The organism is Alkalibacillus sp. S2W, assembly GCF_046764385.1.
In the GTDB taxonomy this organism is placed as follows: domain Bacteria; phylum Bacillota; class Bacilli; order Bacillales; family Alkalibacillaceae; genus Alkalibacillus; species Alkalibacillus almallahensis.
This window is the reverse complement of sequence record NZ_CP177234.1, coordinates 2438696-2464356: the sequence shown is the minus strand read 5'-3', so window position 1 is coordinate 2464356 and position 25661 is coordinate 2438696. Positions and strand designations below refer to the sequence as shown.

General features: G+C 41.7%; 31 protein-coding genes. 30 read left to right on the top strand and 1 reads right to left on the bottom strand.

Features of this window, described 5'->3' with window-relative positions; genetic code table 11:
• Positions 1-96: 96 nt before the first annotated feature.
• The 4 genes from ACKXGF_RS12795 (at position 97) to prmC (ending at position 3266) form a co-directional block, all read left to right on the top strand.
• Positions 97-342: a type B 50S ribosomal protein L31 gene (locus tag ACKXGF_RS12795; RefSeq protein WP_167261978.1), complete on the top strand. Its 246-nt coding sequence runs from the start codon at positions 97-99 to the stop codon at positions 340-342.
• A gap of 234 nt (positions 343-576) precedes the next feature.
• Positions 577-1200 (top strand): thymidine kinase, encoded by a 624-nt coding sequence (locus ACKXGF_RS12790; RefSeq protein ID WP_411955593.1) that lies wholly within the window; start codon positions 577-579, stop codon positions 1198-1200.
• Positions 1201-1351: 151 nt separating this feature from the next.
• Positions 1352-2422, top strand: coding sequence for a peptide chain release factor 1 (prfA, locus tag ACKXGF_RS12785; protein ID WP_411954087.1), 1071 nt, complete (start codon positions 1352-1354; stop codon positions 2420-2422).
• A 1-nt stretch (position 2423) separates the two neighbouring features.
• Positions 2424-3266 (top strand): peptide chain release factor N(5)-glutamine methyltransferase, encoded by an 843-nt coding sequence (prmC, locus tag ACKXGF_RS12780; protein WP_411954086.1) that lies wholly within the window; start codon positions 2424-2426, stop codon positions 3264-3266.
• Positions 3267-3428: 162 nt separating this feature from the next.
• Here the strand turns inward: prmC and ACKXGF_RS12775 are convergent, their stop codons facing one another.
• Complete coding sequence (locus tag ACKXGF_RS12775) at positions 3429-3974, bottom strand: GNAT family N-acetyltransferase (protein ID WP_411954085.1); 546 nt, start codon at positions 3972-3974, stop codon at positions 3429-3431.
• A 186-nt stretch (positions 3975-4160) separates the two neighbouring features.
• On the opposite strand from ACKXGF_RS12775, the gene spoIIR reads away from it, so the two are divergent.
• The 26 genes from spoIIR (at position 4161) to spoIIID (ending at position 25581) form a co-directional block, all read left to right on the top strand.
• Positions 4161-4757, top strand: coding sequence for a stage II sporulation protein R (gene spoIIR, locus ACKXGF_RS12770; RefSeq protein ID WP_411954084.1), 597 nt, complete (start codon positions 4161-4163; stop codon positions 4755-4757).
• A 57-nt stretch (positions 4758-4814) separates the two neighbouring features.
• A complete protein-coding gene (locus tag ACKXGF_RS12765) occupies positions 4815-5231 on the top strand; it encodes a hypothetical protein (protein ID WP_411954083.1) in 417 nt (138 codons plus the stop codon).
• Positions 5232-5300: 69 nt separating this feature from the next.
• A complete protein-coding gene (locus ACKXGF_RS12760; RefSeq protein WP_411954082.1) occupies positions 5301-6323 on the top strand; it encodes an L-threonylcarbamoyladenylate synthase in 1023 nt (340 codons plus the stop codon).
• 83 nt (positions 6324-6406) lie between these two features.
• Positions 6407-6949 (top strand): manganese efflux pump MntP family protein, encoded by a 543-nt coding sequence (locus tag ACKXGF_RS12755; protein ID WP_411955592.1) that lies wholly within the window; start codon positions 6407-6409, stop codon positions 6947-6949.
• Positions 6950-7021: 72 nt separating this feature from the next.
• The gene (locus ACKXGF_RS12750) at positions 7022-7462 is read left to right on the top strand and encodes a low molecular weight protein arginine phosphatase (protein ID WP_411954081.1); all 441 of its coding nucleotides are present in this window, start codon (positions 7022-7024) and stop codon (positions 7460-7462) included.
• Positions 7459-7899, top strand: a complete 441-nt coding sequence (gene rpiB, locus ACKXGF_RS12745) for a ribose 5-phosphate isomerase B (RefSeq protein WP_411954080.1) — start codon at positions 7459-7461, stop codon at positions 7897-7899. The genes ACKXGF_RS12750 and rpiB overlap by 4 nt, the downstream gene beginning before the upstream one ends.
• Before the next feature lie 164 nt (positions 7900-8063).
• Entirely contained in the window at positions 8064-8603 is a 540-nt protein-coding gene (locus ACKXGF_RS12740) for a TIGR01440 family protein (RefSeq protein WP_411955591.1), read from the top strand.
• A 51-nt stretch (positions 8604-8654) separates the two neighbouring features.
• Positions 8655-9902 (top strand): serine hydroxymethyltransferase, encoded by a 1248-nt coding sequence (gene glyA / locus ACKXGF_RS12735; protein WP_411954079.1) that lies wholly within the window; start codon positions 8655-8657, stop codon positions 9900-9902.
• Positions 9903-10008: 106 nt separating this feature from the next.
• A complete protein-coding gene (gene upp, locus ACKXGF_RS12730) occupies positions 10009-10638 on the top strand; it encodes a uracil phosphoribosyltransferase (RefSeq protein WP_411954078.1) in 630 nt (209 codons plus the stop codon).
• A gap of 272 nt (positions 10639-10910) precedes the next feature.
• Positions 10911-13019: a S8 family peptidase gene (locus ACKXGF_RS12725; RefSeq protein WP_411954077.1), complete on the top strand. Its 2109-nt coding sequence runs from the start codon at positions 10911-10913 to the stop codon at positions 13017-13019.
• A 202-nt stretch (positions 13020-13221) separates the two neighbouring features.
• The gene (locus ACKXGF_RS12720) at positions 13222-13437 is read left to right on the top strand and encodes an AtpZ/AtpI family protein (RefSeq protein ID WP_167261965.1); all 216 of its coding nucleotides are present in this window, start codon (positions 13222-13224) and stop codon (positions 13435-13437) included.
• Positions 13434-13823, top strand: a complete 390-nt coding sequence (locus tag ACKXGF_RS12715; RefSeq protein WP_411954076.1) for an ATP synthase subunit I — start codon at positions 13434-13436, stop codon at positions 13821-13823. The genes ACKXGF_RS12720 and ACKXGF_RS12715 overlap by 4 nt, the downstream gene beginning before the upstream one ends.
• A 1-nt stretch (position 13824) precedes the next feature.
• Positions 13825-14547, top strand: coding sequence for a F0F1 ATP synthase subunit A (gene atpB / locus ACKXGF_RS12710; protein WP_411954075.1), 723 nt, complete (start codon positions 13825-13827; stop codon positions 14545-14547).
• Between the two features lie 49 nt (positions 14548-14596).
• Entirely contained in the window at positions 14597-14806 is a 210-nt protein-coding gene (atpE, locus tag ACKXGF_RS12705) for a F0F1 ATP synthase subunit C (RefSeq protein WP_167261962.1), read from the top strand.
• 179 nt (positions 14807-14985) lie between these two features.
• A complete protein-coding gene (gene atpF / locus ACKXGF_RS12700; RefSeq protein ID WP_411954074.1) occupies positions 14986-15507 on the top strand; it encodes a F0F1 ATP synthase subunit B in 522 nt (173 codons plus the stop codon).
• Positions 15504-16049, top strand: a complete 546-nt coding sequence (locus tag ACKXGF_RS12695) for a F0F1 ATP synthase subunit delta (RefSeq protein WP_411954073.1) — start codon at positions 15504-15506, stop codon at positions 16047-16049. Before atpF ends, ACKXGF_RS12695 begins: the two co-directional genes overlap by 4 nt.
• A 17-nt stretch (positions 16050-16066) precedes the next feature.
• Positions 16067-17575 carry a F0F1 ATP synthase subunit alpha gene (gene atpA, locus ACKXGF_RS12690; protein ID WP_411954072.1) on the top strand — a complete coding sequence of 503 codons (1509 nt, stop codon included), beginning with the start codon at positions 16067-16069 and terminating at the stop codon, positions 17573-17575.
• Between the two features lie 37 nt (positions 17576-17612).
• The gene (gene atpG, locus ACKXGF_RS12685) at positions 17613-18473 is read left to right on the top strand and encodes an ATP synthase F1 subunit gamma (protein ID WP_411954071.1); all 861 of its coding nucleotides are present in this window, start codon (positions 17613-17615) and stop codon (positions 18471-18473) included.
• 36 nt (positions 18474-18509) lie between these two features.
• Entirely contained in the window at positions 18510-19907 is a 1398-nt protein-coding gene (gene atpD / locus ACKXGF_RS12680) for a F0F1 ATP synthase subunit beta (RefSeq protein WP_167261958.1), read from the top strand.
• 56 nt (positions 19908-19963) lie between these two features.
• Positions 19964-20365, top strand: coding sequence for a F0F1 ATP synthase subunit epsilon (locus ACKXGF_RS12675; protein ID WP_167261957.1), 402 nt, complete (start codon positions 19964-19966; stop codon positions 20363-20365).
• Positions 20366-20744: 379 nt separating this feature from the next.
• The gene (locus ACKXGF_RS12670; RefSeq protein WP_167261956.1) at positions 20745-20978 is read left to right on the top strand and encodes a DUF1146 family protein; all 234 of its coding nucleotides are present in this window, start codon (positions 20745-20747) and stop codon (positions 20976-20978) included.
• A gap of 59 nt (positions 20979-21037) precedes the next feature.
• On the top strand, positions 21038-21688 hold the full coding sequence (locus tag ACKXGF_RS12665) for a YwmB family TATA-box binding protein (protein ID WP_411954070.1): 651 nt from the start codon (positions 21038-21040) through the stop codon (positions 21686-21688).
• 35 nt (positions 21689-21723) lie between these two features.
• Positions 21724-23022 (top strand): UDP-N-acetylglucosamine 1-carboxyvinyltransferase, encoded by a 1299-nt coding sequence (gene murA / locus ACKXGF_RS12660; RefSeq protein WP_411954069.1) that lies wholly within the window; start codon positions 21724-21726, stop codon positions 23020-23022.
• Positions 23023-23145: 123 nt separating this feature from the next.
• Entirely contained in the window at positions 23146-24126 is a 981-nt protein-coding gene (spoIID, locus tag ACKXGF_RS12655; RefSeq protein WP_411954068.1) for a stage II sporulation protein D, read from the top strand.
• Between the two features lie 67 nt (positions 24127-24193).
• Complete coding sequence (locus ACKXGF_RS12650) at positions 24194-24871, top strand: peptidoglycan DD-metalloendopeptidase family protein (RefSeq protein WP_411954067.1); 678 nt, start codon at positions 24194-24196, stop codon at positions 24869-24871.
• Between the two features lie 452 nt (positions 24872-25323).
• Positions 25324-25581, top strand: coding sequence for a sporulation transcriptional regulator SpoIIID (gene spoIIID, locus ACKXGF_RS12645; RefSeq protein ID WP_167261951.1), 258 nt, complete (start codon positions 25324-25326; stop codon positions 25579-25581).
• Positions 25582-25661: the final 80 nt, after the last annotated feature.

The window sequence follows — 25661 nt, the reverse complement described above, 5'->3', positions numbered from 1 at the left end:
AATCTCTCTGTATGACTTGGAAGTTAACAATCGGTTAACGAACGGTTTTAATCAACTCTGTTTCCACAGGATTCAGGGCAAGAAGGAGTGTTAAGCATGAGACAAGATATCCATCCGGAATATCGTCAGGTTGTATTTTTAGATACAAGCTCTGATTTCAAATTTCTAAGTGGTTCAACACTAGAATCTGATGAAACGATTGAATGGGAAGACGGTAACGAGTACCCATTAATTCGTGTTGAAATCAGTTCAGCTTCCCATCCGTTCTACACTGGTAAGCAAAAAGCCGACAAAGTTGGTGGCCGTGTAGACCGTTTCAAGAAGAAATACAACATGTCATAATAACGAAGATTCAATTAAAGGAGCTGACCGTATCTTTCAGCTAAACACCATACGAGATGATCTAACAAACCTTATTTCACCGTGTGGTCATTTAGCCAAGACGGTCAGCTTTTTTATTTTGTTTAGTGAAATAGCAATCATATTTCGGCAGTCAGCGACAAGGTTGGCCGCCCTTTTTAATCATCATCTTGCGAAAAATGTAAAAGTTTGTATAAATGAGGTGCGAATATCATGATGTATGTAATGAAACACAGTGGCTGGCTTGAAGTCATTTGTGGCAGTATGTTTTCCGGTAAATCAGAAGAGTTAATCCGCCGCGTGCGCCGAGCGACATACGGTAATTTAAATGTACGCGTATTTAAACCAGCAATCGATAATCGTTATGACGACGAATCGATCGTTTCTCATAACGGCAATTCGATTATCGCTCGCCCAATTGATGATGTCCAAGATATTTACGATAATATCGACGACAGTGTCGATATGGTCGGGATTGATGAAGTTCAATTCTTTGACGATCAAGTGATTGAAGTCGCTCAGTACTTAGCTGATCAAGGTGTACGTGTCATTGTGGCTGGATTAGATCAAGATTTCCGCGGCGAACCATTTGGTGCCCTACCGCAACTTCTTGCGATGGCAGAAAACGTCACGAAATTAAATGCGATTTGCCCTTACTGTGGTTCACCAGCAAGTCGGACGCAACGTTTAATTGATGGGAAACCCGCATCCTATGATGATCCGGTAATTTTAGTCGGTGCATCTGAATCGTACGAGCCTCGTTGTCGTCATCATCACGAAGTACCGAATCACCCACGTTCAGCTTATGAAGAACTAAAAACTCGTTCATCACAAAATTAATTCGGTCTTTTTGAAACCAGTCTTGATTGATTGTAATCTCGGCTGGTTTTCAATTGTTATTCGAAAAACAGTGTAATGGACGAAATTTTTTCATATTCTATGGTATGATATAATGTGGAATAATTAACGAAATGTTAGAGGTGGACGTCGTATGCTCGAAAAATTACAACATATCGAGGATCGTTATAATCAACTAACGGATTTATTAATGGATCCTGAAGTCATTAACGATTCTAATAAGTTACGTAAATATTCAAAAGAACAGGCCGATATTCAACCAATCGTTGAAAAATATCGGGAATATAAAGATCTCCAACAACAAATCGCAGATGCGAAAACAATGATCTCAGAAGAATCAGATAAAGATGTCATTGATATGGCAAAAGAAGAATTAGAAGAATTAGAACCACAAGTAGAACCAATGGAAGAAGAGCTTAAGTTCTTATTGATTCCGAAAGATCCAAACGATGATAAGAACGTCATCATGGAAATTCGTGGTGCTGCTGGTGGTGATGAGGCCGCTTTATTTGCCGGCGACTTGTACCGCTTGTATTCACGTTATGCGGAATCACAAGGTTGGCGTATCGAAGTGATCGAATCGCACGAAGCCGAAGTTGGCGGCTTTAAAGAAATTATTTTTATGATTAACGGAACAGGAGCATTTTCTCGTTTCAAATTTGAAAACGGTGCTCACCGCGTTCAGCGTGTTCCTGATACCGAATCTGGCGGCCGGATTCATACGTCAACATCGACTGTCGCTGTTTTACCAGAAGCTGAAGAAGTTGAGGTCAATATTCAGGATAATGATATTCGCGTCGACACGTTTACTTCAAGTGGTCCAGGTGGTCAGAGTGTTAATACGACGATGTCAGCTGTCCGTTTAACACATGAACCGACTGGTGTTGTCGTGTCATGTCAGGACGAAAAATCACAAATTAAAAACAAAGAAAAAGCCATGAAAGTTCTTCGTGCCCGTATTTATGAGATGGAACAAGCGAAAGCACAAGAAGAGTATGATGAAAACCGCAAATCAGCGGTCGGAACAGGCGATCGTTCAGAACGCATCCGTACGTACAATTACCCACAAAACCGTGTCACAGACCATCGTATTAACTTAACCATTAATAAGTTAGATCAAGTGATGGAAGGTAAAATTGATGAAATTATTGATTCCCTTCTCATTCAAGAACAAACAGAGAAATTAGAAGAACTTGGTGAGTAATATGATGTTTAAAACGGTGCAAGAAGCCCGAAACTGGGCTTCTTCTTTTTTAGAGCAGCATGACCGCGAACCGCGTGTTGCTGAATTGTTGTTGCGGTATTTGTTGGGCGTTAGTTATAGTCAGTGGCTAGCGATGGGGCGTGATGTGCTAGATCAAGATGTGGCTAACACATTTGCCACTTGGATTCATGATCATGCTGTAACAGGAAAGCCAGTGGAACATTTTACGAATGAAGTGGACTTTTTTGATGATACGTTTTATGTAGATGAGCGTGTCTTGATTCCCCGTCCAGAAACAGAAGAGTTAGTGTTAGCTGTTTTAAATGAAGTAAATGGCGACGAAACGATTGTGGATGTCGGGACAGGAAGTGGGATCATCGCTCTTTCGTTAAAAAGTCGATTGAAAGACGCTTTGGTGATTGGAACGGATTTGTCAGAAGACGCGTTGGCTGTAGCGCGTTCAAATGGTGAGCAACTAGAGCAAGAAGTTTTGTGGAAGTCGGGCGATTTTTTGAGGCCTGTGTTGGATGAGGGGGTTACGCCTGATGTCATCGTATCGAATCCACCCTATATCCCGCATGCTGAACGCGATTCGTTATCGGAAACTGTCTCGCTCCATGATCCAGCTGAAGCCTTATTTGCTGAAATGAATGGACTCGCTGCTTATGACACGATCGTGAAGCAAGTTATGCAACTTGAGGCACGACCGAAGCTAATCGCCTTTGAAATCGGCTACGACCAAGGTGAGAGCGTCCCTGCATTGATCCAATCCTATGATCCTACCGCAAAGGCTCGGGTCATACAAGACATAAACGGTAAAGACCGTATTGTTTTATGGAATTAATAAGAGAGCACGTTCCTTATTTGAAAAGGAACGCGCTCTCTTAATTTATGAGACAATCTTGTTCAATTGTAAAACAACCCCGCTCGATTGTGAAATAATCCTCTTAAATTATGAAACAATCCTACTCAATTATGAGACAATCCCAACTCATTGTTTAACAAATTAAGTGGTGAGCCATTCATCTTGCAGCATGCCGTAGATTGTATGGTCAACGACACCACTGCTTAAGCGTTCTGCAGCGCGGATTGTTCCTTCTTCTGTAAAGCCAAGTCGCTCAGGGATTGCGCGACTTTTCGTGTTCCCACTTGCTGCCCGAATCTCCACTTTATTCATATTAAGTTGGTCAAATGCGTGTGCCATTAAGGTAGATGTCGCTTTCGTCATAATGCCGAAGCCTTGATATGACTCAGCTAACCAGTAGCCGATATGCGCGACGCCATTTTTCCAATCCAATAAATTATAACCGACGACACCAGCGATACGACCTCGGAATACGATGACCGCATTCATTCCTTTGCTGTCGGCATAAAGCTGCTTCGAGGCTTTAATATACTGAGCAGTATCCTCGGGCTTGGTCGTTTGATCTACCCAAGCCAACCACTCCCGCAAATGTTCGCGATTGTGATCGGTTAAAGCAAAAAGTTCACCCAAATCGCTATCATCGACCAATTTTAAATAAAGTTCATCATCGATTGTGTATGTAAACATAATAAGCCTCCTTTGAGATATCAGACCATTCTAGAATTGAGTGTCTATCTAATAGAATCTCAATTTCCCCGCTGATTCCAATCATCCTAATCAATTTCAATCATTCTATCATAAATCTAGATGTATATCTGCCTGAAATCTCGGAAATGATGAGATTACAAGATTACGAGAAAGGGTTGAGTGGGGATGCGAGTTATTATTTTAATATTAATTGGCCTTATATTGATGCCGATATTTTGGGTAGATACAGTAGCTGAGGAAGAAGAGGAATCTGATTTTGTAGTTATTCCGGATGAAGCGATTAGACTTCGGATTTTAGCGGATTCAAATAGTGAAAAGGATCAAGCAGAGAAACGCCAGATTCGAGATGAGGTCAGTGAACAAATTACGGAGTGGGTTGAAACACTAACATCAATAGATGAGGCGCGAGCAACGATTAAACAAAACTTACCAGAAATCGAAGCGATTGTGGATCAAAATACAGATGAATCCTTTTCAGTAGAATTTGGAGAGGTGATGTTTCCGGATAAAGTTTACGACCGTTTTGTTTATCCTGCAGGTGAATATGAAGCCATTTTAATCACGCTCGGAGAAGGTGAAGGCGACAATTGGTGGTGTGTCTTATTTCCACCGTTATGCTTTGTGGAGTTTTCTGATGGTGGTGCGGTTTTAGAGCATGATGAAGATACGGAATCTATGCAAAAAGAGGCTGAATCCGAAAAAGAAGAGGAACGGGAAACCACCTTTTTCATCTGGGAATGGCTCAAAAATCTATTTAATTAAGCATAAATCGCGAGAACGTCTCATAGCTTAATAGAAAAAGGCAAGGAGGCGTTCTAAATGTTGACAATTGAACCGATCCAAGACGTATCTGAAGACGTGTTAAATCATTTTTTTACGGAGGAACAAAAGCCGGTCCACCAATGGGAGTGGGATTACGGTTATCTAACACTGATTGACGATGAGGCGATCGCTTTCTTCGTATTAGATCCTGTAAGTCAAGAAGATGCTTGGTTGAGACGCCTATGGGTAAAAGGTGGCTCTAATCCAGCGCTTATGTTAATGATGTTTGAATGGATTGGGGATTATGCTGTCAAAGCGAACTTCCATAATCTATACACGCATCTCGATGATCCGAGTAAGCAAGTGTTACTCGAAATGAATCAATTTAAACCATCAGAAGAGGCGCCTGTTGAAAACAAAGATCAACAAGGCTATTGGTATGTAAAATCTTTAAACGTTCAAACCACGTCATGACGATTGCACTTTCGTCGTTTTCCTTCCATAATATAAACTAGCGATGGACGAGAGAAAAGGAGTACGACGATGGAAACGAAACATTGGACGAGTCATGACGAACTTAATAATCAGGCAATCCATGAAGCAGCTGAGCGTTTAAAACAAGGTGAAACGATAGCTTTTCCCACTGAGACAGTTTACGGCTTAGGGGCAGATGCGACGAATGATCATGCTGTTTCGCAAATTTTTCAAGCAAAAGGTCGCCCGGCTGATAATCCGCTAATTGCGCATGTTGGTTCGAGCGATTTGATATATGATTATGTGACGGACGTATCAGAGGATGCGGAAGCCTTAATCAACGCGTTTTGGCCGGGGCCTTTAACACTCATTTTACCCGCTAAATCAAAACTTGCTGAAAACGTAACAGCAGGGCTAACAACGGTAGGTTTTCGTATGCCAGATCATCCCGTTGCTTTGGCGTTGCTTCAAGCTGCGAACATACCTGTTGCAGCACCTAGTGCCAATCGTTCAGGTAAGCCTAGTCCAACAGCGGCTGGCCATGTTTTGCATGACTTAGACGGAAAAATTTATGGCGTATTAGATGGTGGAATGACTGGCGTTGGCGTGGAGTCAACAGTTATAGATATGACACTCGATCCGCCGATGATTTTGCGGCCGGGTGGTGTCACACAAACGGAAATTGAAGCTGTAATCGGTCCTGTTAATCTAGCACCGTCTTTACAAGCAGAGGATGATGCACCGCGTTCTCCAGGAATGAAATATAAACATTACGCACCTGACTGTCCGATTTGGATTGTAAATGGTGGAGCCGAGCGCATGAAACAAGTGGCGCATGACTTACAACAAGATGGCAAGCGAGTTGGCTTTATGGTGAGTGATGAGCGTGCGATAGACTTGGATCAAGATCACGTCTATAGGCTTGGCTCACAAAAAGATTTACTAGCCATCACGCGTCATTTATATGATCGGCTGCGCCAAATTGATAACTCAGATTATGAGATTATTTTGGCTGAAGCATTCCCGAAAGATGGAATCGGCGAAGCTTTAATGAATCGTCTGGAAAAAGCAGCGAGCGAAACAATTGAATGATTCATCACACGCGTTCTTCTAAACAGAAATGGACGAGCATAGATTAAACTAGAATGCTCGACGTTTAGGAGGACCCGCGTGTGATGTTTTTTTATGAGAGTGTCGTTCCTTATGTGTTAATAGCTTTTGCAATCGGAATGGACGCATTTTCCGTCAGTTTAACTGTTGGCATGACCCACCGACGTTTAAGATGGTGGCTATACTTTATCGTACTTGTTGGGGCTTTTCATGTCATGATGCCATTAGCCGGCATTGGATTTGGTGAATTTTTATCAGAACAGTTTGGTCAAATGGCTCAACTCATTGGCGGTTGGTTGCTTGTAGCGATTGGTATCCAAATGGTGATCTCGACGTTTTGGCAACATGATGTGAACAAGCCTTTATCTGCTTTTGGATTAGTAGTGCTTGCCTTTACGGTTAGTTTAGATAGCTTTTCAGTAGGCGTTTCGATCGGTATGATTGGTGCACATGTTTTTGTGATTGCGTTCATGTTTGGCCTCGTGAGTATGATGTTAAGTTGGTTCGGTTTAATGTTGGCTCGCCATAGTCGGAAATGGTTCGGCGTTTATTCTGAAGCGTTCGGTGGGCTTGTGTTGACGGTGTTAGGTTTACAGATGGTGTGGTAAATGACATGACAAGGCTCGCTTTTTCAAGTAAAATAGAAATGGATGAAAAGTAGGAGTCAGGGGGGAAGCGCGTTGCATCGTGTATTATTTGTTTGTACAGGCAACACGTGTCGCAGTCCAATGGCTGAGGCGATTATGAAAGAAAAATATCCAGAAATTGATGTGCAATCAGCCGGCATGATGGCACCACATGGCCAACATGCCAACGACAAAGCAATCGAAGCAATGGAAGGAAGAGGCATGATTCAAGATCATATCTCACAGCCTGTCACCCGTGAATTATTAAGTTGGGCTGATCTAGTTTTAACGATGACAAGTCAACATAAAGAAGCGTTAAAACTAGAATACACGAGCTTTGATGATAAAGTGTTTACGTTAAAAGAATTCCTTGATGAGCCCGAGCATGATATTGCTGATCCAATTGGGCTTGATAAGGACACATATGAAAACACACGCGAACAATTAGAGTACTATATTGATTTATTAGCACAGAAAATGGAGGAAGAAGCATGAGAGTTATTTTAGCATCAGACCACGGCGGTCAAAACTTACGTGAAGACATTGCAAATCTATTAGAAGAAATGAATATTGAATTTGAAGATATAGGTTGTGACTGTGAAGGGTCTGTTGATTACCCTGATTACGGGATCCCAGCAGCTGAACGCGTAGCAAGTGGCGAATTCGATTATGGAATCGTTATTTGCGGGACAGGCATTGGCATGTCCATTTCAGCGAACAAAGTAAAAGGTGCGCGCTGTGCCCTTGTCCATGACGTCTTTAGCGCAAAAGCGACCCGTCAACATAACGACGCTAATATTCTTGCGATGGGCGAGCGCGTTATTGGCCCAGGCCTAGCACGCGAAATCGTCACGACTTTCTTATCGGAATCCTATGAAGGCGGTCGTCATGCGAATCGTGTTGAAAAAATGATGGCATACGAAAACCAATAATGATTTGAAAACCGAGGTGCTATGGATAGCACCTCGATTTTTTGTCCTCTGAATTTATTATATGAATGGCTAACTTAGTCGAATAAAAAACATATACCTATTCAGAATTTTTTGTTATACTTTGAAGTAGAAGAGTGCTCAGGTGAGGAGGGGTTCGCATGTCTATAGAGACGTTTAAATCCGACGTTAAATCGGTGATGGATGCATGGCGACAATCCTATACAGTTAGACCTGGCAAAATCATGATCATCGGTTGTTCGACCAGTGAGATTAAAGGCGAAGCAATCGGATCAGCTGGAAGCACAGACTTCGCTGAAATTTTGTATAAAGAACTGAAAGCGTTTCAACAAGATACGGGCGTTCATGTTGTATTTCAATGCTGCGAGCATCTAAACCGTGCGATTGTATTAGAGCGATCGCTGCAACAAACACTCGGAGTTCCACAAGTAAGTGCTGTCCCACACGCGAAAGCAGGAGGTTCCATGGCGACTTATGCTTATCACCATATGGACGAGCCTGTTTTAATCGAATCGATCCAAGCTGACATAGGCATGGACATAGGGGACACATTAATTGGCATGCATCTAAAACCTGTTGCTGTCCCGATTAGATTTCCGATTAAAACGCTTGGTGACGCCCATGTGACGTACGCTTATACACGGCCGAAATTAATCGGCGGTGAACGCGCGATCTATCACACGTAATCTATGTCAGCACTCAGTTGCTGACATTATATACATAAGGAGGCTTTACTCATGACACATTTACACAATCAGTTAAACGAAGTAGACCCAGACATGCTTAAGGCGATTAACCAAGAAAAAAACCGTCAACACGACAAAATTGAATTAATCGCGTCCGAAAACTTTGTCTCTGAAGCGGTAATGGAAGCAGCAGGTTCTGTTTTGACCAACAAATATGCTGAAGGTTATCCGAATCGCCGTTATTACGGTGGTTGTGAATACGTCGATATTGCGGAAGACTTAGCTCGTGATCGTGCCAAAGAATTATTCGGTGCCGATCATGCGAACGTCCAGCCACATTCTGGTGCTCAGGCGAATATGGCCGTTTATTTTGCCGCACTAAAACCAGGCGATACGATTTTAGGCATGAATTTAAATCACGGCGGTCACCTCACACACGGTAGCCCTGTTAACTTCAGTGGTAAACTTTATAATGTTGTCGATTATGGCGTTGATGAAAACAGTGAAACGATTGACTATGATGCACTGTTAGAAAAGGCGAAAGAAGTGGAACCGAACATGATTGTCGCAGGTGCATCAGCTTACCCGCGCCAAATTGACTTCAAAAAGTTCCGTGAGATCGCTGATGAAGTCGGTGCATACTTACTCGTCGACATGGCTCATATCGCTGGCTTAGTTGCAGCAGGACTGCATCAAAGCCCCGTTCCACATGCTCATTTTGTAACATCAACGACGCATAAAACATTACGTGGTCCTCGTGGCGGCCTAATCCTATGCCAAGAAGACTTTAAAAAGAAGATTGATAGTAATGTGTTCCCGGGTATGCAAGGTGGACCACTCATGCATATTATTGCAGCAAAAGGGGTAGCCTTCAAAGAAGCGCTTGACCCATCTTTTAAAGACTATTCTAAGCAAATTATTAACAATGCAAAACGCCTTGGTGAAGCTTTAAAACAAGAAGGTATTCGCTTAGTTTCAGACGGAACGGATAACCATCTATTATTACTAGATGTTCGTCCACTTAACTTAACAGGTAAAGTGGCCGAAGCAGCACTGGATGAAATTGGTGTCACAACGAATAAGAACACGATTCCATTTGACCCAGAAAGCCCGTTTGTTACAAGTGGTGTTCGTATTGGAACAGCTGCTGTCACAACACGTGGATTTGGCGAAGAAGAAATGGATGAAATTGCATCAATCATTGCCTTCACATTAAATAATCATGAAGATGAAGCGAAATTAGAAGAAGCGAAAGCGCGCGTTCAACAACTAGCTGATCGTTTTCCAATGTATTCATAATCTAAAAGTGGTGAGAGATTCTCGCCACTTTTTTCTGTGTGCACATTGCAACATTCGTCAGTTTTAGGTAAAATTCAAGAGATATTGTTTAAAGGAGTTGTTTGTTTTGGGTAAAGTTTACGTATTTGACCATCCATTGATTCAGCATAAGTTAACCTTCATCCGTGATAAAGAAACAGGCACAAAAGCTTTTCGTGAGCTTGTCGATGAAGTGTCTGCACTGATGATGTTTGAAATCACACGCGAATTACCGCTTGAAGAAGTTGAAGTCGAAACCCCTGTCGCCACCTCAAAATCGAACGTCTTAGCTGGTAAAAAAGTTGGGATTATCCCAATCCTCCGAGCTGGCTTAGGCATGGTCGATGGCATTGTTGATTTGATTCCAGCCGCTAAAATTGGCCACGTCGGCTTGTACCGTGATCCCGAGACACTAAAACCAGTTGAATATTATATTAAGTTACCATCTGATATTCATGAACGTGAACTGATTGTGACAGACCCAATGCTAGCAACAGGTGGCTCAGCGATCGAAGCGATTCATTCCCTTAAGAAACGTGGTGCGACGCATATTCGTTTAATGTGCCTAATCGCAGCGCCTGAAGGGGTTGAAGCCGTACAGGAAGCCCATCCTGATATTGATATTTATGTCGCTGGCTTAGACGAAAAACTCAATGAAAAAGGTTATATTATTCCAGGCTTAGGCGACGCTGGAGATCGCTTGTTTGGAACGAAATAAAGACAAAACGACAGCCATGTGCTGTCGTTTTTTACATTCTCGAACGATTGTTTAACAAACGCTCAACATTGTTAAACATTCTGCCGGAATTATTTCACAATCTCGCTGAATTGTTTCACAATCCCACAAAATTATTTAACAATGTGCGGCGATTGTTAAATAACATGAATTGTGGCTCCCAATGTACTTCACTAAAAAACGCATTTCCCAATTCAAGTTTGCGCATAACCCCATCATCTTTCGCAAACCCTAACAAGCGAAGGAGTGGTCGTATGCGTTTTTTATTTGCTCTAACACTAACCATGATCATAACAACATCAACCATTTCAGCTGAAGACATGACATGGATCGTCGAAATAGATGGTGACCCCGATCAAATAACCGAAAAAATTAAGCGAGATTATCCTTTTCTTGAGGTGCTTTATACATACGATACATTGCTACAAGCCGTAGCGATCAAAGGCGCACAAGACGATATTAAAGACCTTCACCAAGAGTCATGGGTGAATGATTATAATCGCGCACAATCCTATGAATCGCCCACTATTCAAAATCAGACCCAATCACTCCCCAATGACCTTCCTAATTACCAAGTTGAATCGACTGATGCGACTGGAGAAGGCATCAAAATCGGAGTGATCGACACAGGGATTGATTATACGCACCCTGATTTGAGCGCGCAGTATCAAGGGGGTTTTGATGTCATTGATTTCGACGAGGATCCGATGGAATCAACAACGAAAGACGGCATGCCAACGAATCATGGAACGCATGTAGCGGGGATTATCGCTGCTAATGGTGATATGAAAGGGGTTGCTCCCAATGCATCTATTTATGGTTATCGAGCGCTTGGACCAGGTGGCGTTGGAACCTCGGCTCATGTGTTAGCAGCTCTTGAGCAAGCAGTGAAAGACGATATGGATATTATTAATTTATCACTTGGAACGAACATCAATTCTCCCGATACACCTCTTTCAAAAGCTGTTAATCAAGCATTTGATTTAGGGCATTTAATCGTCGTTGCATCAGGCAATAACGGGCCAGAGGATTGGACTGTTTCGACACCTGCTACGGCTCAAAAAGCGATAACTGTTGGTGCAGGCTATACCGATCAATCCCAAGCAATGATCGAGGTCTTTGGACGTAAAACCATACCAGTTAGACAAATGCCGCAAAGTGGAACATGGCCGATAGATGAACGCTTTCCTTATCAATATAAAATGGAAGCAAACGGCTCCGCTAATCTACGAGGAAAAATTTTAATAACAACCAAAAAAGACAGATCTTATACTAAAACCATCACCGAAGCCATTCAAACTGAAGCAGAAGCGTTAATCATTGTAACGAATGAAAATCCGAATGATTGGTCGGTGACCCCAACCACACTCCCAGTCATTGTTATCACGCGCGAAGAAGCAGACCAACTTCGAGAACATGAAACATGGATCGAAATATCAAAGCAACCGATTGAAGACGGGATTGCTGAATTTAGCGCGCGTGGTCCTGTAACAAGTGATTGGACGATTAAGCCAGATCTATTAGCTCCAGGTGTCAATGTTATGAGCACCATTCCAGGTGGTTACGCTAACTTTCAAGGCACAAGCATGGCTGCGCCGTATGTGACAGGCGTTTTAGCTCTCTTAAAACAAACTCAGCCGAGTGCAACGCCGGATGAATTAAAACAACAATTATTATCACATGCGAATCCGTTTAGCCAAGATAGTCGCCCTAGTGAAGCAGGGAGAGGCTGGTTAGATGTCCAATCATTATTTGAATCGACGTATTACATTGAATCGAGTAAGCTTCAATTTGGTTACCATCAAGCAGATCAGCCTTCAAAAACGCAGTCTATCACGGTTCACAATACGGGTGAGAAACCACTAGATGTCACTTGGAATATTCCAAAACGTCATGAGCACATCAATTGGGAACTACCACTTTCAGAAACGATTCCCGCTCACTCAGAAAAAACTTTCCCGATTCAAGCGCATTTTCACAAAAAATTCAAGAAGAAGGGTGTTCATGAAGGTTATCTTTCATTAGAATTGGATAGTGAGACAGTCAATTTGCCCTATTTAATTGTCGGCGGGTCTGCAGATTTTCCTCGGATCAATGCAGAGATAGCTGTTGAACCTTTCACCGAAGATAAAGCCATGTTAACCTATTATGTAGCTGATTCTTTGAAAGCCCTTTCAATCGATGTCTATGATTCATCATTCACACACGTCCAAACCATTACAGAACAGTCAGATTTGTCATCTGGAAAGCATGAACAAAAAGTCGACATATCCCAGTGGTCGAGCGGTTTATACTATGTCATGATCCAAGCAATAGACAATGAACAAACCTACAATCAAAGCTTAGAATTTCATCGACCTTAAGTCACAAGAATGTCAAAAAATCGAACTATTTTCGCCTTAATATCAATTGACTTATAAAAGGTGCTATTGTACACTAATCTAGTGTGGAATGATTAGGCTTAAAGACGAAAAATGCTAACGAATGTTAGCTAACTCGTTTGATATGTATAGGCCTAATTCAACATATCGTTGTCTGATTTTATGTGATTGGTAGGTTACGCTTATGAAGTACCCCGTGAAAGGGATGGCCATCACAACCGTTATTCTCAGTCATTTGTCCGGATCAACCATCGTGGGGATCTTTGCAGGGCGATGGCTTGATAGCGTCACTCAGACAAGCCCTCTTTTTTTAATTATCGGGTTGTTCATTGGCTTAGCCGCAGGTGTCTATGGCACAATCAAGCTAGCTAATCAGTATTTAGGAGACGACACATCATGACAGATTACGCCACTATGGCAAACCGTCAACGAAGTTGGATGCTTTACGCGTTAGCGATTTCAGTTGTCGGTTGGGGTTTTACAGACTACGAAACAGTTTTTGCAGGATTAATATTAGGACTAGTAATAGGATTATTCAATCTCTTTTTATTGCAAAAACGTGTCGATGTGATTGGTGAAAAGGCAGCGAACAACCAAACAGCGAAGTCCTTCGGGTCATTATCACGCTTTGCCGCGGCCATTTTAGTGGTCGTCGTCATTATGCGATTTCCCGAACATTTCAATTTACTCGCAGGAATTATAGGTTTAATGACACCTTATTTTGTCATTATGATAGATTTTATATTCCATCACAAAGAGACTACCACTACGAAAAGGGGTGAATGATGTGGATCACGGTTCTCCTACAATCGATAATGTCTTTGGAATCGGTTGGCTGGATTTCAACTTGTCAAACATTATCATGACATTTGTTGCGTCTCTTATCGTCTTTATTATAGCGGTCATTGGTAGTCGCAACTTACAACGTAAGCCGACGGGATTCCAGAACTTCATGGAATGGATTGTCGATTTCGTGAAAGGCATGATCTCGAGTACTATGGATTGGAAGACAGGTAGACGATTCCTTCCATTAGGCTTAACGCTTCTCATGTACATATTTATCGCCAACATTCTTGGTATTATGTTCATGGTTGTTTACGATGGCGAACTCTGGTGGAAATCACCAACAGCTGACCCAGGCGTTACATTGACACTAGCCGTTATGGTTGTGGCACTAACGCATTATTATGGTGTTAGACTGAAAGGGACAAAAGGTTACATTAAGGAATTCTTCTCACCAATTCCGATTTTGTTCCCACTTAAAATTATTGAAGAGTTCGCGAACACATTGACGCTAGGTATGCGTCTTTACGGTAACATCTATGCAGGTGAGGTATTATTAACGCTACTTGTCGGCTTTATGGCGACAGGTGCTATGGAAACAGTCGCTGGTGTTATACCAGCCTTATTATGGCAAGGATTCAAGCTATTCATTAGTGGTATCCAAGCATTTATTTTCGTGATGTTAACGATGGTTTATATGTCTCACAAAGTGAGCGAAGACCATTAACATTATAAAATAATACTAACTTTTTAATATCCAAGAGGAGGAATTTTCAATGTCAGGAGCATTAGCAGCTGCAATTGCAGTAGGTTTAGCGGCACTTGGTGCTGGTGTAGGTAACGGTTTAATCGTAAGTCGTACAGTAGAGGGTATTTCACGTCAACCAGAATTACGTGGTGCCTTACAAACAACAATGTTCATCGGTGTTGCCCTAGTAGAAGCGGTACCGATCATTGCCGTAGTTATTGCATTCATGGTCATGTAATAAGTCTTTTATTGCATGATATTGACATAATGGCGAAGTGATCTTTGAAGCTTCGCCATTCCTTTATGTTAGGTTGTAACAAGATGACTAAAAGGAAACCGAACTTTCGCATAATTGCGGTTGGAGACGTTTTTCCTTTTAAGCCTTAAATGAATGATTAGGCGAAAGGAGTGAAGGCTGTGCTAGACCCACGTTTGTTTATTTTAAACGCAGAAATGGGATTTAACCCTGGTAGTATGATCATCCAGTTTGTTATGTTCATCATCCTTTTAGCATTGATCACGAAGTTTGCTTGGCGCCCATTAATGAACGTCATGCAAGAACGTGAAGAACATGTCGCAAACGAGATCGATACTGCAGAGAAAAATAGACAAGAAGCTGAGCGTCTCATGAACGAAGCGCAAGACGAGCTACAAGGCACACGTCAAAACGCGCAGAAAATCATCGAAGACGCGAAAGAAACAGCAAAGTCTGAACAACAGACGATGATTGCTGAAGCAAAAGATGAAGCACAACGCATTAAAGATAATGCACGCCAAGAAATCGAGCAAGAGAAAGAGCGTGCTGTTCAAGCATTACAAGAGCAAGTTGGTACATTATCTGTTCAAATCGCAAGCAAAGTTATTGAAAAAGAATTAACGGTGGATGAACAACAAAAGCTGATTAACGAATACTTAGAACAAGTAGGCGAGAACAAATGAGTCAATCAGCAGTAGCTAATCGTTATGCCGTTGCTTTGTTTGAATTAGGAAAAGAACAGACTAACTTACCTCAATTAGAAGAAGAATTAGCGAGCGTTCGTCACGTTTTCGAACATGATGAAACGTTATTAGCTTTTTTTGATAATCCACGCGTATCTAAAGACGACCAAAAACAATTTGTGAATGACGTATTTAAAGATGCGTCTCAAGCGGTTAAAAACTTCTTGTTCATTTTAATTGATAAAGGTCGTATTAGCGAAATCAGTGATATTATTGCGTCTTTTGTGGAAATGAAGAATGAAGCAGAAGGCATTGCAGAGGCGGAAGTTTATTCTGTTCATGCGCTATCAGACGAAGAACAAGAGCGAATTCGAGAAACGTTTGCGAAAAAGTTAAACAAAAACACCCTTCGCATCCGTAATATTGTCGATGAAAGTATTATCGGCGGCTTAAAAGTACGTGTCGGAAACCAAATTTACGACGGTACAGTTGCTCGTAAACTTCAACGCATTGAGCAGAGCGTTGTATCTGCAAACAAGTAAAGATAGGGGTGAAATGGATGAGCATCAAAGCTGAAGAAATCAGTGCGCTGATCAAGCAGCAAATTGAAAATTATGATTCAGATATAGAAGTCAATGATGTCGGTACAGTTATCGAAATTGGTGACGGTATCGCTCGTGCCCACGGTCTTGACAACGTTATGTCTGGTGAACTTGTTGAATTCTCTAACGGTGTTATGGGTATGGCTCAGAACCTAGAAGAGAACAACGTTGGTATCGTCATCCTAGGTCCATTCACAGAAATTCGTGAAGGAGACGAAGTTCGCCGTACAGGACGTATCATGCAAGTTCCAGTAGGTGAAGATCTAATCGGACGTGTTGTTAACTCACTTGGTCAACCTGTTGATGGTAATGGCCCAATCGAAACAACAAAAACGCGTCCAATTGAAGCAAAAGCACCTGGCGTAATGGACCGTCAATCAGTTGAAGAACCATTACAAACAGGTATTAAAGTTATTGACTCCATGGTACCGATTGGTCGTGGTCAGCGTGAGTTAATCATCGGTGACCGCCAAACAGGTAAAACATCTGTTGCCGTGGACACAATCTTAAACCAAAAAGAAGAAGACGTAATCTGTATTTACGTCGCGATTGGACAAAAAGACTCAACCGTTAGTGGTGTTGTCGAAACATTCCGTCAAAACGGCGCATTAGACTACACAATCGTTGTTAATGCGGGTGCATCAGAACCAGCTCCACTTCTATACCTAGCGCCATATGCAGGTGTATCAATGGGTGAAGAGTTCATGTACAACGGTAAACATGTCCTAATCGTCTATGATGACTTAACGAAGCAAGCGGCAGCTTACCGTGAGCTTTCACTATTACTACGTCGCCCACCAGGACGTGAAGCATTCCCAGGTGACGTTTTCTTCCTTCACTCTCGTCTACTTGAGCGTGCAGCGAAGTTAAGTGATGAAAAAGGTGGCGGTTCAATTACAGCCCTACCATTCGTTGAAACACAAGCAGGTGACATCGGTGCATACATCCCGACAAACGTCATCTCTATCACAGACGGACAAATCTTCTTACAGTCTGACTTATTCCACTCCGGCGTACGTCCAGCGATCAACCCTGGTCTATCCGTATCCCGTGTTGGTGGTTCTGCACAGATCAAAGCGATGAAGAAGGTTGCAGGTACACTACGTCTTGACTTAGCGTCATTCCGTGAACTTGAATCATTCGCACAGTTCGGTTCTGACCTTGATAAAGCAACACAAGCGAAGCTAGATCGTGGTCAGCGTACAGTTGAAATCCTTAAACAAGGACTTAACAAACCACAACGTGTTGAATACCAAGTTGCGATTATTTATGCCCTAGTTAACGGATTCTTAGATAGCATTCCAGTTGAGGATGTTGTTCGTTTTGAAGAAGAACTTCATGCTTACATGAAACAACATGGTCAAGAGGTCTTAAGCCATATCCGTGAAACAGGACAATTACCAGATAAAGATGCGTTCGACAAAGTTATTAGCGACTTTAAGAACACATTTGTCGTATCTAAATAATAAGGAGCAAGTCTCTAAATAAAGGTGGTGAGACGTTGTGGCATCGTTACGAGAGATAAAAACGCGTATAGGCTCGACCAAGAAGACGAAGCAAATTACTCAAGCAATGGAAATGGTTTCAACTTCTAAGTTAAGAAAAGCTGAAGAAAATGCGAAAAATTTCGTTCCATACATGGAAAAGATTCAGGAAGTCGTCTCAAGCATTGCTTCAGGTAATATCGAAGTCAGCCATCCCATGTTAACCTCAAGACCGATTAAGAAAACGGGTTATATTGTGATTGCTTCAGACCGTGGTTTAGCTGGACCATATAACACAAACGTATTACGTAAGCTGACTGAAGCGATTCAAGAGCGTCATCAGTCAAAAGACGAATACACGATTGTTCCAATTGGTAAAGTTGCGCGTGATTTTTGTAGAAAACTTGATCATCCAATCGCACATGAAGTCACAGGCTTACCAGACCAGCCGACATTCGCAGAGATCAAAGAAATCGCGAATTATGCCGTCGGTCTTTTCGCTGATGAAGAAATAGATGAGTTGAACTTAATCTATAACCACTTTATTAGTGCTATTAGTCAAGAGGTAAAAGAAACGAAAGTATTACCACTGACTGATATCGAAGCTGGTGAGTCACAGACGAGCATGTACGAGTATGAACCAGATCAAGAACAAATTTTAGAAGTCTTATTGCCACAATATGCTGAAAGCCTTGTGTATGGCGCCTTATTAGATGGTAAGGCAAGTGAGCACGCGTCTCGGATGACCGCTATGCGTAATGCAACTGATAACGCAGAAGATATCATTGATGAACTCACGTTATCCTATAACCGTGCAAGACAAGCAGCCATCACACAAGAAATCTCAGAAATTGTTAGTGGTGCAGCAGCACAAGATTAGATCGTTTTTGTATATGAGCAGTTAGGAGGGAAAAGGATGAGTAACGGACGTATAACACAGGTACTAGGCCCAGTCGTCGACGTTAAGTTCGACAATGGTGAACTACCTGAAATTTATAACGCCCTAATCGTCAAAGGTGAAGGCGAAAAGGACCTAACATTAGAAGTCGCCCTACACCTTGGTGATGATGCAGTTCGTACGATTGCAATGGACTCAACTGATGGTTTAGTCCGTGGTACAGCTGTAGAAAATACAGGCGCAGCAATCAGTGTCCCTGTAGGTGAAGCGACACTAGGCCGTGTGTTTAACGTAACAGGTGAACACATCGACTTAGAAGAGCCTGTTTCTAAAGAGAATCGCCATGATTCCATCCACCGTCAAGCACCATCGTTTGACGAGTTAGCGACGGAAACACAAATTCTTGAAACAGGAATTAAAGTTGTAGACTTGCTTGCTCCTTATATTAAAGGTGGTAAGATTGGTCTATTCGGTGGTGCCGGAGTAGGTAAAACCGTTTTAATCCAGGAGCTTATCAATAACATTGCCCAAGAGCACAGTGGTATTTCCGTTTTCGCCGGAGTTGGTGAACGTACACGTGAAGGTAACGACCTTTACTATGAAATGAGTGACTCAGGCGTTATCAAGCAGACAGCCATGGTGTTTGGTCAGATGAACGAACCACCTGGAGCACGTATGCGTGTAGCATTAACAGGTCTAACAATGGCTGAATACTTCCGTGATGAACAAGGACAAGACGTTCTTTTATTCATCGACAACATTTTCCGTTTTACACAGGCGGGTACAGAGGTATCAGCACTATTAGGCCGTATGCCATCAGCCGTTGGTTATCAGCCAACTCTATCAACAGAGATGGGTCAGTTGCAGGAGCGAATTACATCAACGAAGACTGGTTCGATCACATCGATCCAAGCTGTATACGTTCCAGCCGACGACTATACAGACCCAGCACCAGCAACTACTTTCGCACACTTAGACGCAACAACAAACTTGGAGCGTAAGTTGACAGAGCAAGGTATCTACCCAGCGGTTGATCCACTTTCTTCAACATCTCGTGCGCTAGACCCGAATATTGTTGGTGAAGACCATTATAACGTAGCGCGTGAAGTGCAAAAGACACTACAGCGTTATAAAGAACTACAAGATATTATCGCAATCCTAGGTATGGATGAGCTTTCTGATGAAGATAAACAAGTCGTTTCTCGTGCACGTCGTATTCAGTTCTTCTTATCGCAGAACTTCCACGTTGCCGAGCAGTTTACCGGTCAAAAAGGTTCATATGTACCGGTTGAAGAAACAGTTAAAGGATTCCAAGAGATCCTTGATGGTAAACATGACGACTTACCAGAAGATGCGTTCCGTCTAGTTGGACGTATTGAAGACGTTGTCGAAAAAGCAAACAACATGGAACAATAATGGGACTTTAAGCGGCATTTAGTTGCCGCTTAATTCGAGCCCAAGGAGGGGTAAGATTGAAAACACTAACTGTGAGTGTTGTCACTCCTGACGGCCCTGTACTAGAAGATTCATATGATATGGTAAGTGTTAGAGCAGAAAGTGGCGAACTTGGTATCTTACCAGGTCACATTCCATTAGTTGCTCCTCTAACCATTAGTGCAGTTCGACTTAAAAAAGAAGGCAATACTGACCTTGTAGCAGTGAGCGGAGGCTTCTTAGAAGTCCGCCCTGACAAAGTGACGATCTTAGCGCAAGCGGCTGAACGACCTTCTGAAATTGACGTTGATCGTGCTGAGTCTGCCAAACAACGTGCAGAACAACGCTTAAATGTAACTAAATCAGATGAAATAGACTTCAACCGTGCAAAATTAGCGCTTAACCGTGCGATTAACCGTATAGACATCGCCAATCAATAAAAAAGATCTGACCCAGCTGGTCAGATCTTTTTTTGCCTCTACATCAGTGAAATTGTTAAACAATCCGGACGAAATGTTTAACATTCTATATATTGTTTAACAAACTAGTGGGATTGTTTAATAACCGAGGAAGATTGTCTAACAATCTAATAGGAATATTTAACAATCGAGTTGAATTGTTAAATAAGGTAAGCTAAATGTTCAATATCATTCGTGTGTTCATTTTAAAAAGGACGAGCCTCAGCACTAGCCAAAGACATCATAATATGAGAGAATACGTCATTGTATGCTATTTAATAGGAATATCCATTAGAAATTTCCCGGGAAATACATGAAAATGTCGAAAATTACCTGCAAAAAAACTTGAAGAGGTGTTATAATGTTAATGGAGCAAGGTATTGATGCGTTAATTGGCATCACTTCACACATTATTTTTATTATATTAGCTTGGAAAGCCCTTGAAGCGATCAATATCCAAGCATTATTTAAAAAGAACAAAGAAATCGAAAGCAAATTACTATGGATTTTATTATCAATTGCATTAGGTACCACAGTCAGTAACTTCTTTTTAGACTTTATTAATTGGTCACAACGTTTACCATATTTACTATAATATTAACGTTTAAAAAGGAGCAGCATGGACAACCCTTAAGATAATAGGGGGAATTGTCCATGCGATTTATTTTAGTATTGCTGACATTTGTATTAATGACAACGCCAATAGAAGGTTATTCTGATGCTCAACTTGATGTATCAAATCTATCAAACTATGTAACAGATTGGGAATCAGAACAAACTACTTTTGGCCTGACGATGAAATTAGTTTCTAGTAAAAAAGAACTAAATTCATATAAAAATGTCTTAAAAGGTCAAATCCAGGGTAATGACCACCATAAACGTTCTATAATTGACGAATCGTTATCCATGGTTGAGATATCACCTAAACGTAGTCAATTAATCTATCAAGTTGAAACATCGAAATGGAATCAAAAGATTCATGAAGATGTACTACAATTGTTGGAGAAAAGAAATTTATCACTTTTTCGCGAAAATGGGACTCATTTCACTTTCTTTCAAGCATCATTTGATAGTAAACTCGATAAGAATTTGTTTTTAGAAGAAGTTATTCAAGATTTTGAAGTAGATTTAAAAACGCAAATGCACGAAGAATTATTGACTGTAGTAAGTGGTTACACACCTAATTTACAACAACGTATACCACATGAAAAAGAGCATATTAATATTCAGTTAGCGATTCGCGAAGAGGACGACCGAAAAAATACAGTTACAATCGGCACACCAATCCTCATAATTGAATATTAAATAATATACGGACTATCGACACGGAGGGAAAGATATTGGATAAAATCATCGTATCTGGAGGTAATCGTCTAAATGGCACAGTAAAAGTAGAAGGTGCTAAAAACGCAGTATTACCCGTAATTACAGCAAGTATAATGGCAAGTGAAGGGAAAACAGTACTTGAAGATGTTCCGCCTTTAGCGGATGTAGATACAATTGGTGAAGTTTTACGATACATGAACGTTGATGTAGAGCGTGATGATCGTACATTATATATTGATGCTGAACAAGAACTCAAAACGGTGACACCGTTTGAATATGTTAGAAAAATGAGAGCTTCAGTCCTTGTTTTAGGACCTTTACTAGCACGCTATGGGCATGCAAAAGTCGCGATGCCTGGTGGTTGCGCGATTGGTTCTCGTCCCATCGATCAACACTTAAAAGGGCTTGAAGCTATGGGTGCTAACGTTGAAGTAGGCAATGGTTATGTTGAAGCTTTCTCATCAAATCGTTTACAAGGCGCTCGTATTTATTTAGATTTTCCAAGCGTTGGTGCTACAGAAAATCTTATGATGGCAGCAGCCTTAGCTGAAGGTACGACGGTCATGGAAAACTGTGCACGCGAACCAGAAATTGTAGACCTAGCTAATTTCATTAATAAAATGGGCGGTAAAGTGATCGGTGCAGGTACTGAAACGATTAAAATTGAAGGTGTTGAAAAGTTAACAGGCATTACACACAACATCATTCCTGACCGCATTGAAGCAGGTACATTTATGGTTGCTGGTGCCATTACAAATGGTGATATTACAGTAGAAGGTGCGATTCCAGCTCATTTACGTTCTTTAATTGCTAAAATGAAAGAAATGGGCGTTCAGATTGAAGAGTTTGATAACTCTGTACGCGTCATCGGTACGGATTTATTAAAACCAATTGATATTAAGACAATGCCATATCCAGGCTTTCCAACAGATCTACAAGCGCAACTTATGACATTAACAATGCGTGCTCATGGTACGAGTGTCATTTCAGAAACAGTCTTCGAAAATCGCTTCATGCATGTTGAAGAATTTAGACGCATGAGTGCCAATGCGAAAATTGAAGGACGGAGCGCGATGGTAGATGGTCCGACTCATCTACAAGGGGCTGAAGTTTCAGCTACCGACCTTCGTGCAGCTGCATCTCTTATCCTAGCAGGATTGATTGCAGACGGCCATACAACGGTCACAGAACTTCAACATCTAGACCGTGGTTACGTTGAATTCGTTGAAAAACTTCAAGGATTAGGTGCTGACATTGAGCGTGTGAATGATCCATTCGTTATGAATGAAGATACTATGGTACAGTCGAACTAATCTATTTTATTATATTCGATTGATTTAAGAAGGGCTCACGTGAGTCCTTCTTTTTTGTGTTCTAGTAACCTCCGTCATTGAATAGGCTAATGATAGAGCCCGTAATTAAAGGAGGTTATATGGTTGCAAAAACAAAGCATGATGATTGCTATGATCCTAGTTGCTGTCATTGTAATGGTTCCGACGATGATTGTGTTACCTTTTCATGATACGCCAACCGAAGCCGCACCACCGACAAACGACACTAATGAACAATCCCAAGAAAATGAGAAGAGCGTCACGGTCAAAATTAAACGTACCGAATCAGAACAAATTGAGGAACTCCCGTTAGAACAGTACGTGACGCAAGTGGTGGCTTCAGAAATTCCTGCAGAGTTCGAAATGGAAGCATTGAAAGCTCAAGCCTTAGCTGCGAGAACTTATATTGCTAATAAGATGGCGCACACTGAATCTGACCAAGCTTTTCATGTTAAAGATACGGTCGATGATCAAGTCTTCCATTCTGAAAAAGAATTACGTGACATGTGGGGCGTTGATTATTCAGACCACATGCAAAAGATAGAATCAGCCGTTCAAGCAACAGAAGGCGAAATCATTACTTATGATGGCGAACCCATTACCGCTGCATTCTTTTCGACAAGTAACGGCTTTACCGAAAACGCAGAAGATTATTGGCAAAATGAAATCCCTTATTTAAAGAGTGTTTCCAGTCCGTGGGATGAAGCGTCCCCTGTGTTTAATGATCAAGCGATTCTTACCCATGCTGAAGTCGCCCAAAAATTAGGTTTACAACAATCTATTTTAAATATATCGAATCTCACTCGGACAGAAAGTGGTCGAGTAGATACTGTTATGATTAACAATGAAACATTCTCAGGTCGCGAAGTGCGAGAACAATTAGGCTTACGTTCAAACGATTTCAAAGTAGAAACAACAGCTGAGCACATCATCTTTAAAACAAATGGATACGGCCACGGTGTTGGCATGAGTCAATACGGTGCGAACGGTATGGCAAAAGAAGGCTCTAGCTATAAAGACATTGTTCATCATTACTATCAGGATGTTTCTGTTGAACCGTTAAAAACATTTGTCGCTACAAAATAGAAAATTTTTCATTTAACAGGTATATTCATCACCTTTTCCGGTCAGAATGGTTGCTGAGGTGATGAAAATGAAGGAAAGAAACATGTTCCGTGAGTCGAAGTGGAAGAAACTCACACGTCAACGCTGGTTTTACCCGACCTTGTACGTCACGCTCGTCGCGGTTGTTTTAGCAGGTGTACTCACGTTTCAATTTGTCGGTAATGACGAAGCTGAACGAGACGATGAGTTCAACTGGAGTGTCGAGCAAAATGATTTAGAAAATCAGGAAGCACAAGGTGGCGATGAAGCGGCTGAACCAGTCGTAGCAGAATCCGAAGATCTTGTCATGCCAGTGTTACTTGGTGACGATGCAGAAGTCATGACACCATTCTACGACACAGAGGCTTCAGCAGAAGAACAAGAAGACGCGCTCATTTTTTACAATAATCAGTACTACCAAAGCCAAGGCGTTGACATTACATCTCAAAACAATGAATCGTTTGACGTGATCGCAGCTCTGAGCGGAACCGTTGTCTCCGTTGAAGAGGACGAACTTCTCGGCCAAACAATTGAGATTGAACACGACGAAGAACGCTCAACATTCTACGCAAGTCTTTCAGAAGTCTCAGTAGAAGAAGGCGCTGACGTTAGCCAAGGTGATGTCATTGGTCATTCGGGATCCAACGTTTATTCTGATGAAGACGTGACAAAAGTCCACTTCCGACTACTCGAAAACGGCGAACCCGTTAATCCACAATTCAAATAATGGAAGAGAAAGCCCTGCGAATGCGGGGCTTTTTCTTGTTTAACTGGCAATCTACCGGAAGATACTATTGAAACACTAGCTCTCGTATTTGATTAGATTGGTTGTCAGCGAGTTCAGCTGATTTACCATCGAGTTGAGTTGTGATACCAGTGAGTTGATGCTCAATACCATCGAGTCGAGGTGCGCTATCATCGAGCTGGAGCACAATACCATCGAGTTAATGCTCAATACCATCAAGTCCACCACAATTACCATCGATCTTAATCCTAAATCTTAAAACGAGCGCATACCCGCTCAAATCCTCTTGAAACGATCATCTCCACCAATCTCAATTCACCATCCGAGTTATCTGAACCATAGACTAACTTCCACCCATTAGCATATTCACACAAATCCGTGAATAAAATGTACCATCAACACCTTAAGTGTCAACATCTCAGGAGGCGAGTGATGTGCATGATTACATCAAAGAACGAACGATCAAGATCGCTGAGCATCTATTGGAAACACGTCAAACGGTCCGAGTCATTGCGAAATCATTTGGCGTGTCAAAGAGCACCGTCCATAAAGATCTGACTGAGCGTTTACCTACGATTAATCCCGTCCTAGCCAAAGAAGTTGAATACGTGTTGCATTACCATAAGTCGATTAGGCATTTGCGAGGTGGTGAAGCGACGAAAAAGAAGTACAGCGAGAAAAGTAGTGTCTAGTGTCTTGAGCCTGCCATAGTTAGACGAGGCAGGCTCGTTTTATGTGTCATGTTAGGACAACTTGTTTTAGAAAACTGATT

Excerpts from the sequence above, each read along its gene's own strand:
- ACKXGF_RS12790 (WP_411955593.1), top strand. The coding sequence starts at position 577 with ATGTATGTAATGAAACACAGTGGCTGGCTTGAAGTCATTTGTGGCAGT.
- ACKXGF_RS12760 (WP_411954082.1), top strand. The coding sequence starts at position 5,301 with ATGGAAACGAAACATTGGACGAGTCATGACGAACTTAATAATCAGGCA.
- atpE (WP_167261962.1), top strand. The coding sequence starts at position 14,597 with ATGTCAGGAGCATTAGCAGCTGCAATTGCAGTAGGTTTAGCGGCACTT.
- ACKXGF_RS12650 (WP_411954067.1), top strand. The coding sequence starts at position 24,194 with ATGAAGGAAAGAAACATGTTCCGTGAGTCGAAGTGGAAGAAACTCACA.
- ACKXGF_RS12775 (WP_411954085.1), bottom strand. The coding sequence starts at position 3,974 with ATGTTTACATACACAATCGATGATGAACTTTATTTAAAATTGGTCGAT.
- spoIIR (WP_411954084.1), top strand. The coding sequence starts at position 4,161 with ATGCGAGTTATTATTTTAATATTAATTGGCCTTATATTGATGCCGATA.
- ACKXGF_RS12725 (WP_411954077.1), top strand. The coding sequence starts at position 10,911 with ATGCGTTTTTTATTTGCTCTAACACTAACCATGATCATAACAACATCA.
- ACKXGF_RS12665 (WP_411954070.1), top strand. The coding sequence starts at position 21,038 with ATGCGATTTATTTTAGTATTGCTGACATTTGTATTAATGACAACGCCA.
- ACKXGF_RS12695 (WP_411954073.1), top strand. The coding sequence starts at position 15,504 with ATGAGTCAATCAGCAGTAGCTAATCGTTATGCCGTTGCTTTGTTTGAA.
- prmC (WP_411954086.1), top strand. The coding sequence starts at position 2,424 with ATGATGTTTAAAACGGTGCAAGAAGCCCGAAACTGGGCTTCTTCTTTT.
- ACKXGF_RS12795 (WP_167261978.1), top strand. The coding sequence starts at position 97 with ATGAGACAAGATATCCATCCGGAATATCGTCAGGTTGTATTTTTAGAT.
- ACKXGF_RS12765 (WP_411954083.1), top strand. The coding sequence starts at position 4,815 with ATGTTGACAATTGAACCGATCCAAGACGTATCTGAAGACGTGTTAAAT.
- glyA (WP_411954079.1), top strand. The coding sequence starts at position 8,655 with ATGACACATTTACACAATCAGTTAAACGAAGTAGACCCAGACATGCTT.
- ACKXGF_RS12755 (WP_411955592.1), top strand. The coding sequence starts at position 6,407 with ATGTTTTTTTATGAGAGTGTCGTTCCTTATGTGTTAATAGCTTTTGCA.
- rpiB (WP_411954080.1), top strand. The coding sequence starts at position 7,459 with ATGAGAGTTATTTTAGCATCAGACCACGGCGGTCAAAACTTACGTGAA.
- prfA (WP_411954087.1), top strand. The coding sequence starts at position 1,352 with ATGCTCGAAAAATTACAACATATCGAGGATCGTTATAATCAACTAACG.
- atpD (WP_167261958.1), top strand. The coding sequence starts at position 18,510 with ATGAGTAACGGACGTATAACACAGGTACTAGGCCCAGTCGTCGACGTT.
- ACKXGF_RS12720 (WP_167261965.1), top strand. The coding sequence starts at position 13,222 with ATGAAGTACCCCGTGAAAGGGATGGCCATCACAACCGTTATTCTCAGT.
- ACKXGF_RS12670 (WP_167261956.1), top strand. The coding sequence starts at position 20,745 with ATGTTAATGGAGCAAGGTATTGATGCGTTAATTGGCATCACTTCACAC.
- atpA (WP_411954072.1), top strand. The coding sequence starts at position 16,067 with ATGAGCATCAAAGCTGAAGAAATCAGTGCGCTGATCAAGCAGCAAATT.
- ACKXGF_RS12715 (WP_411954076.1), top strand. The coding sequence starts at position 13,434 with ATGACAGATTACGCCACTATGGCAAACCGTCAACGAAGTTGGATGCTT.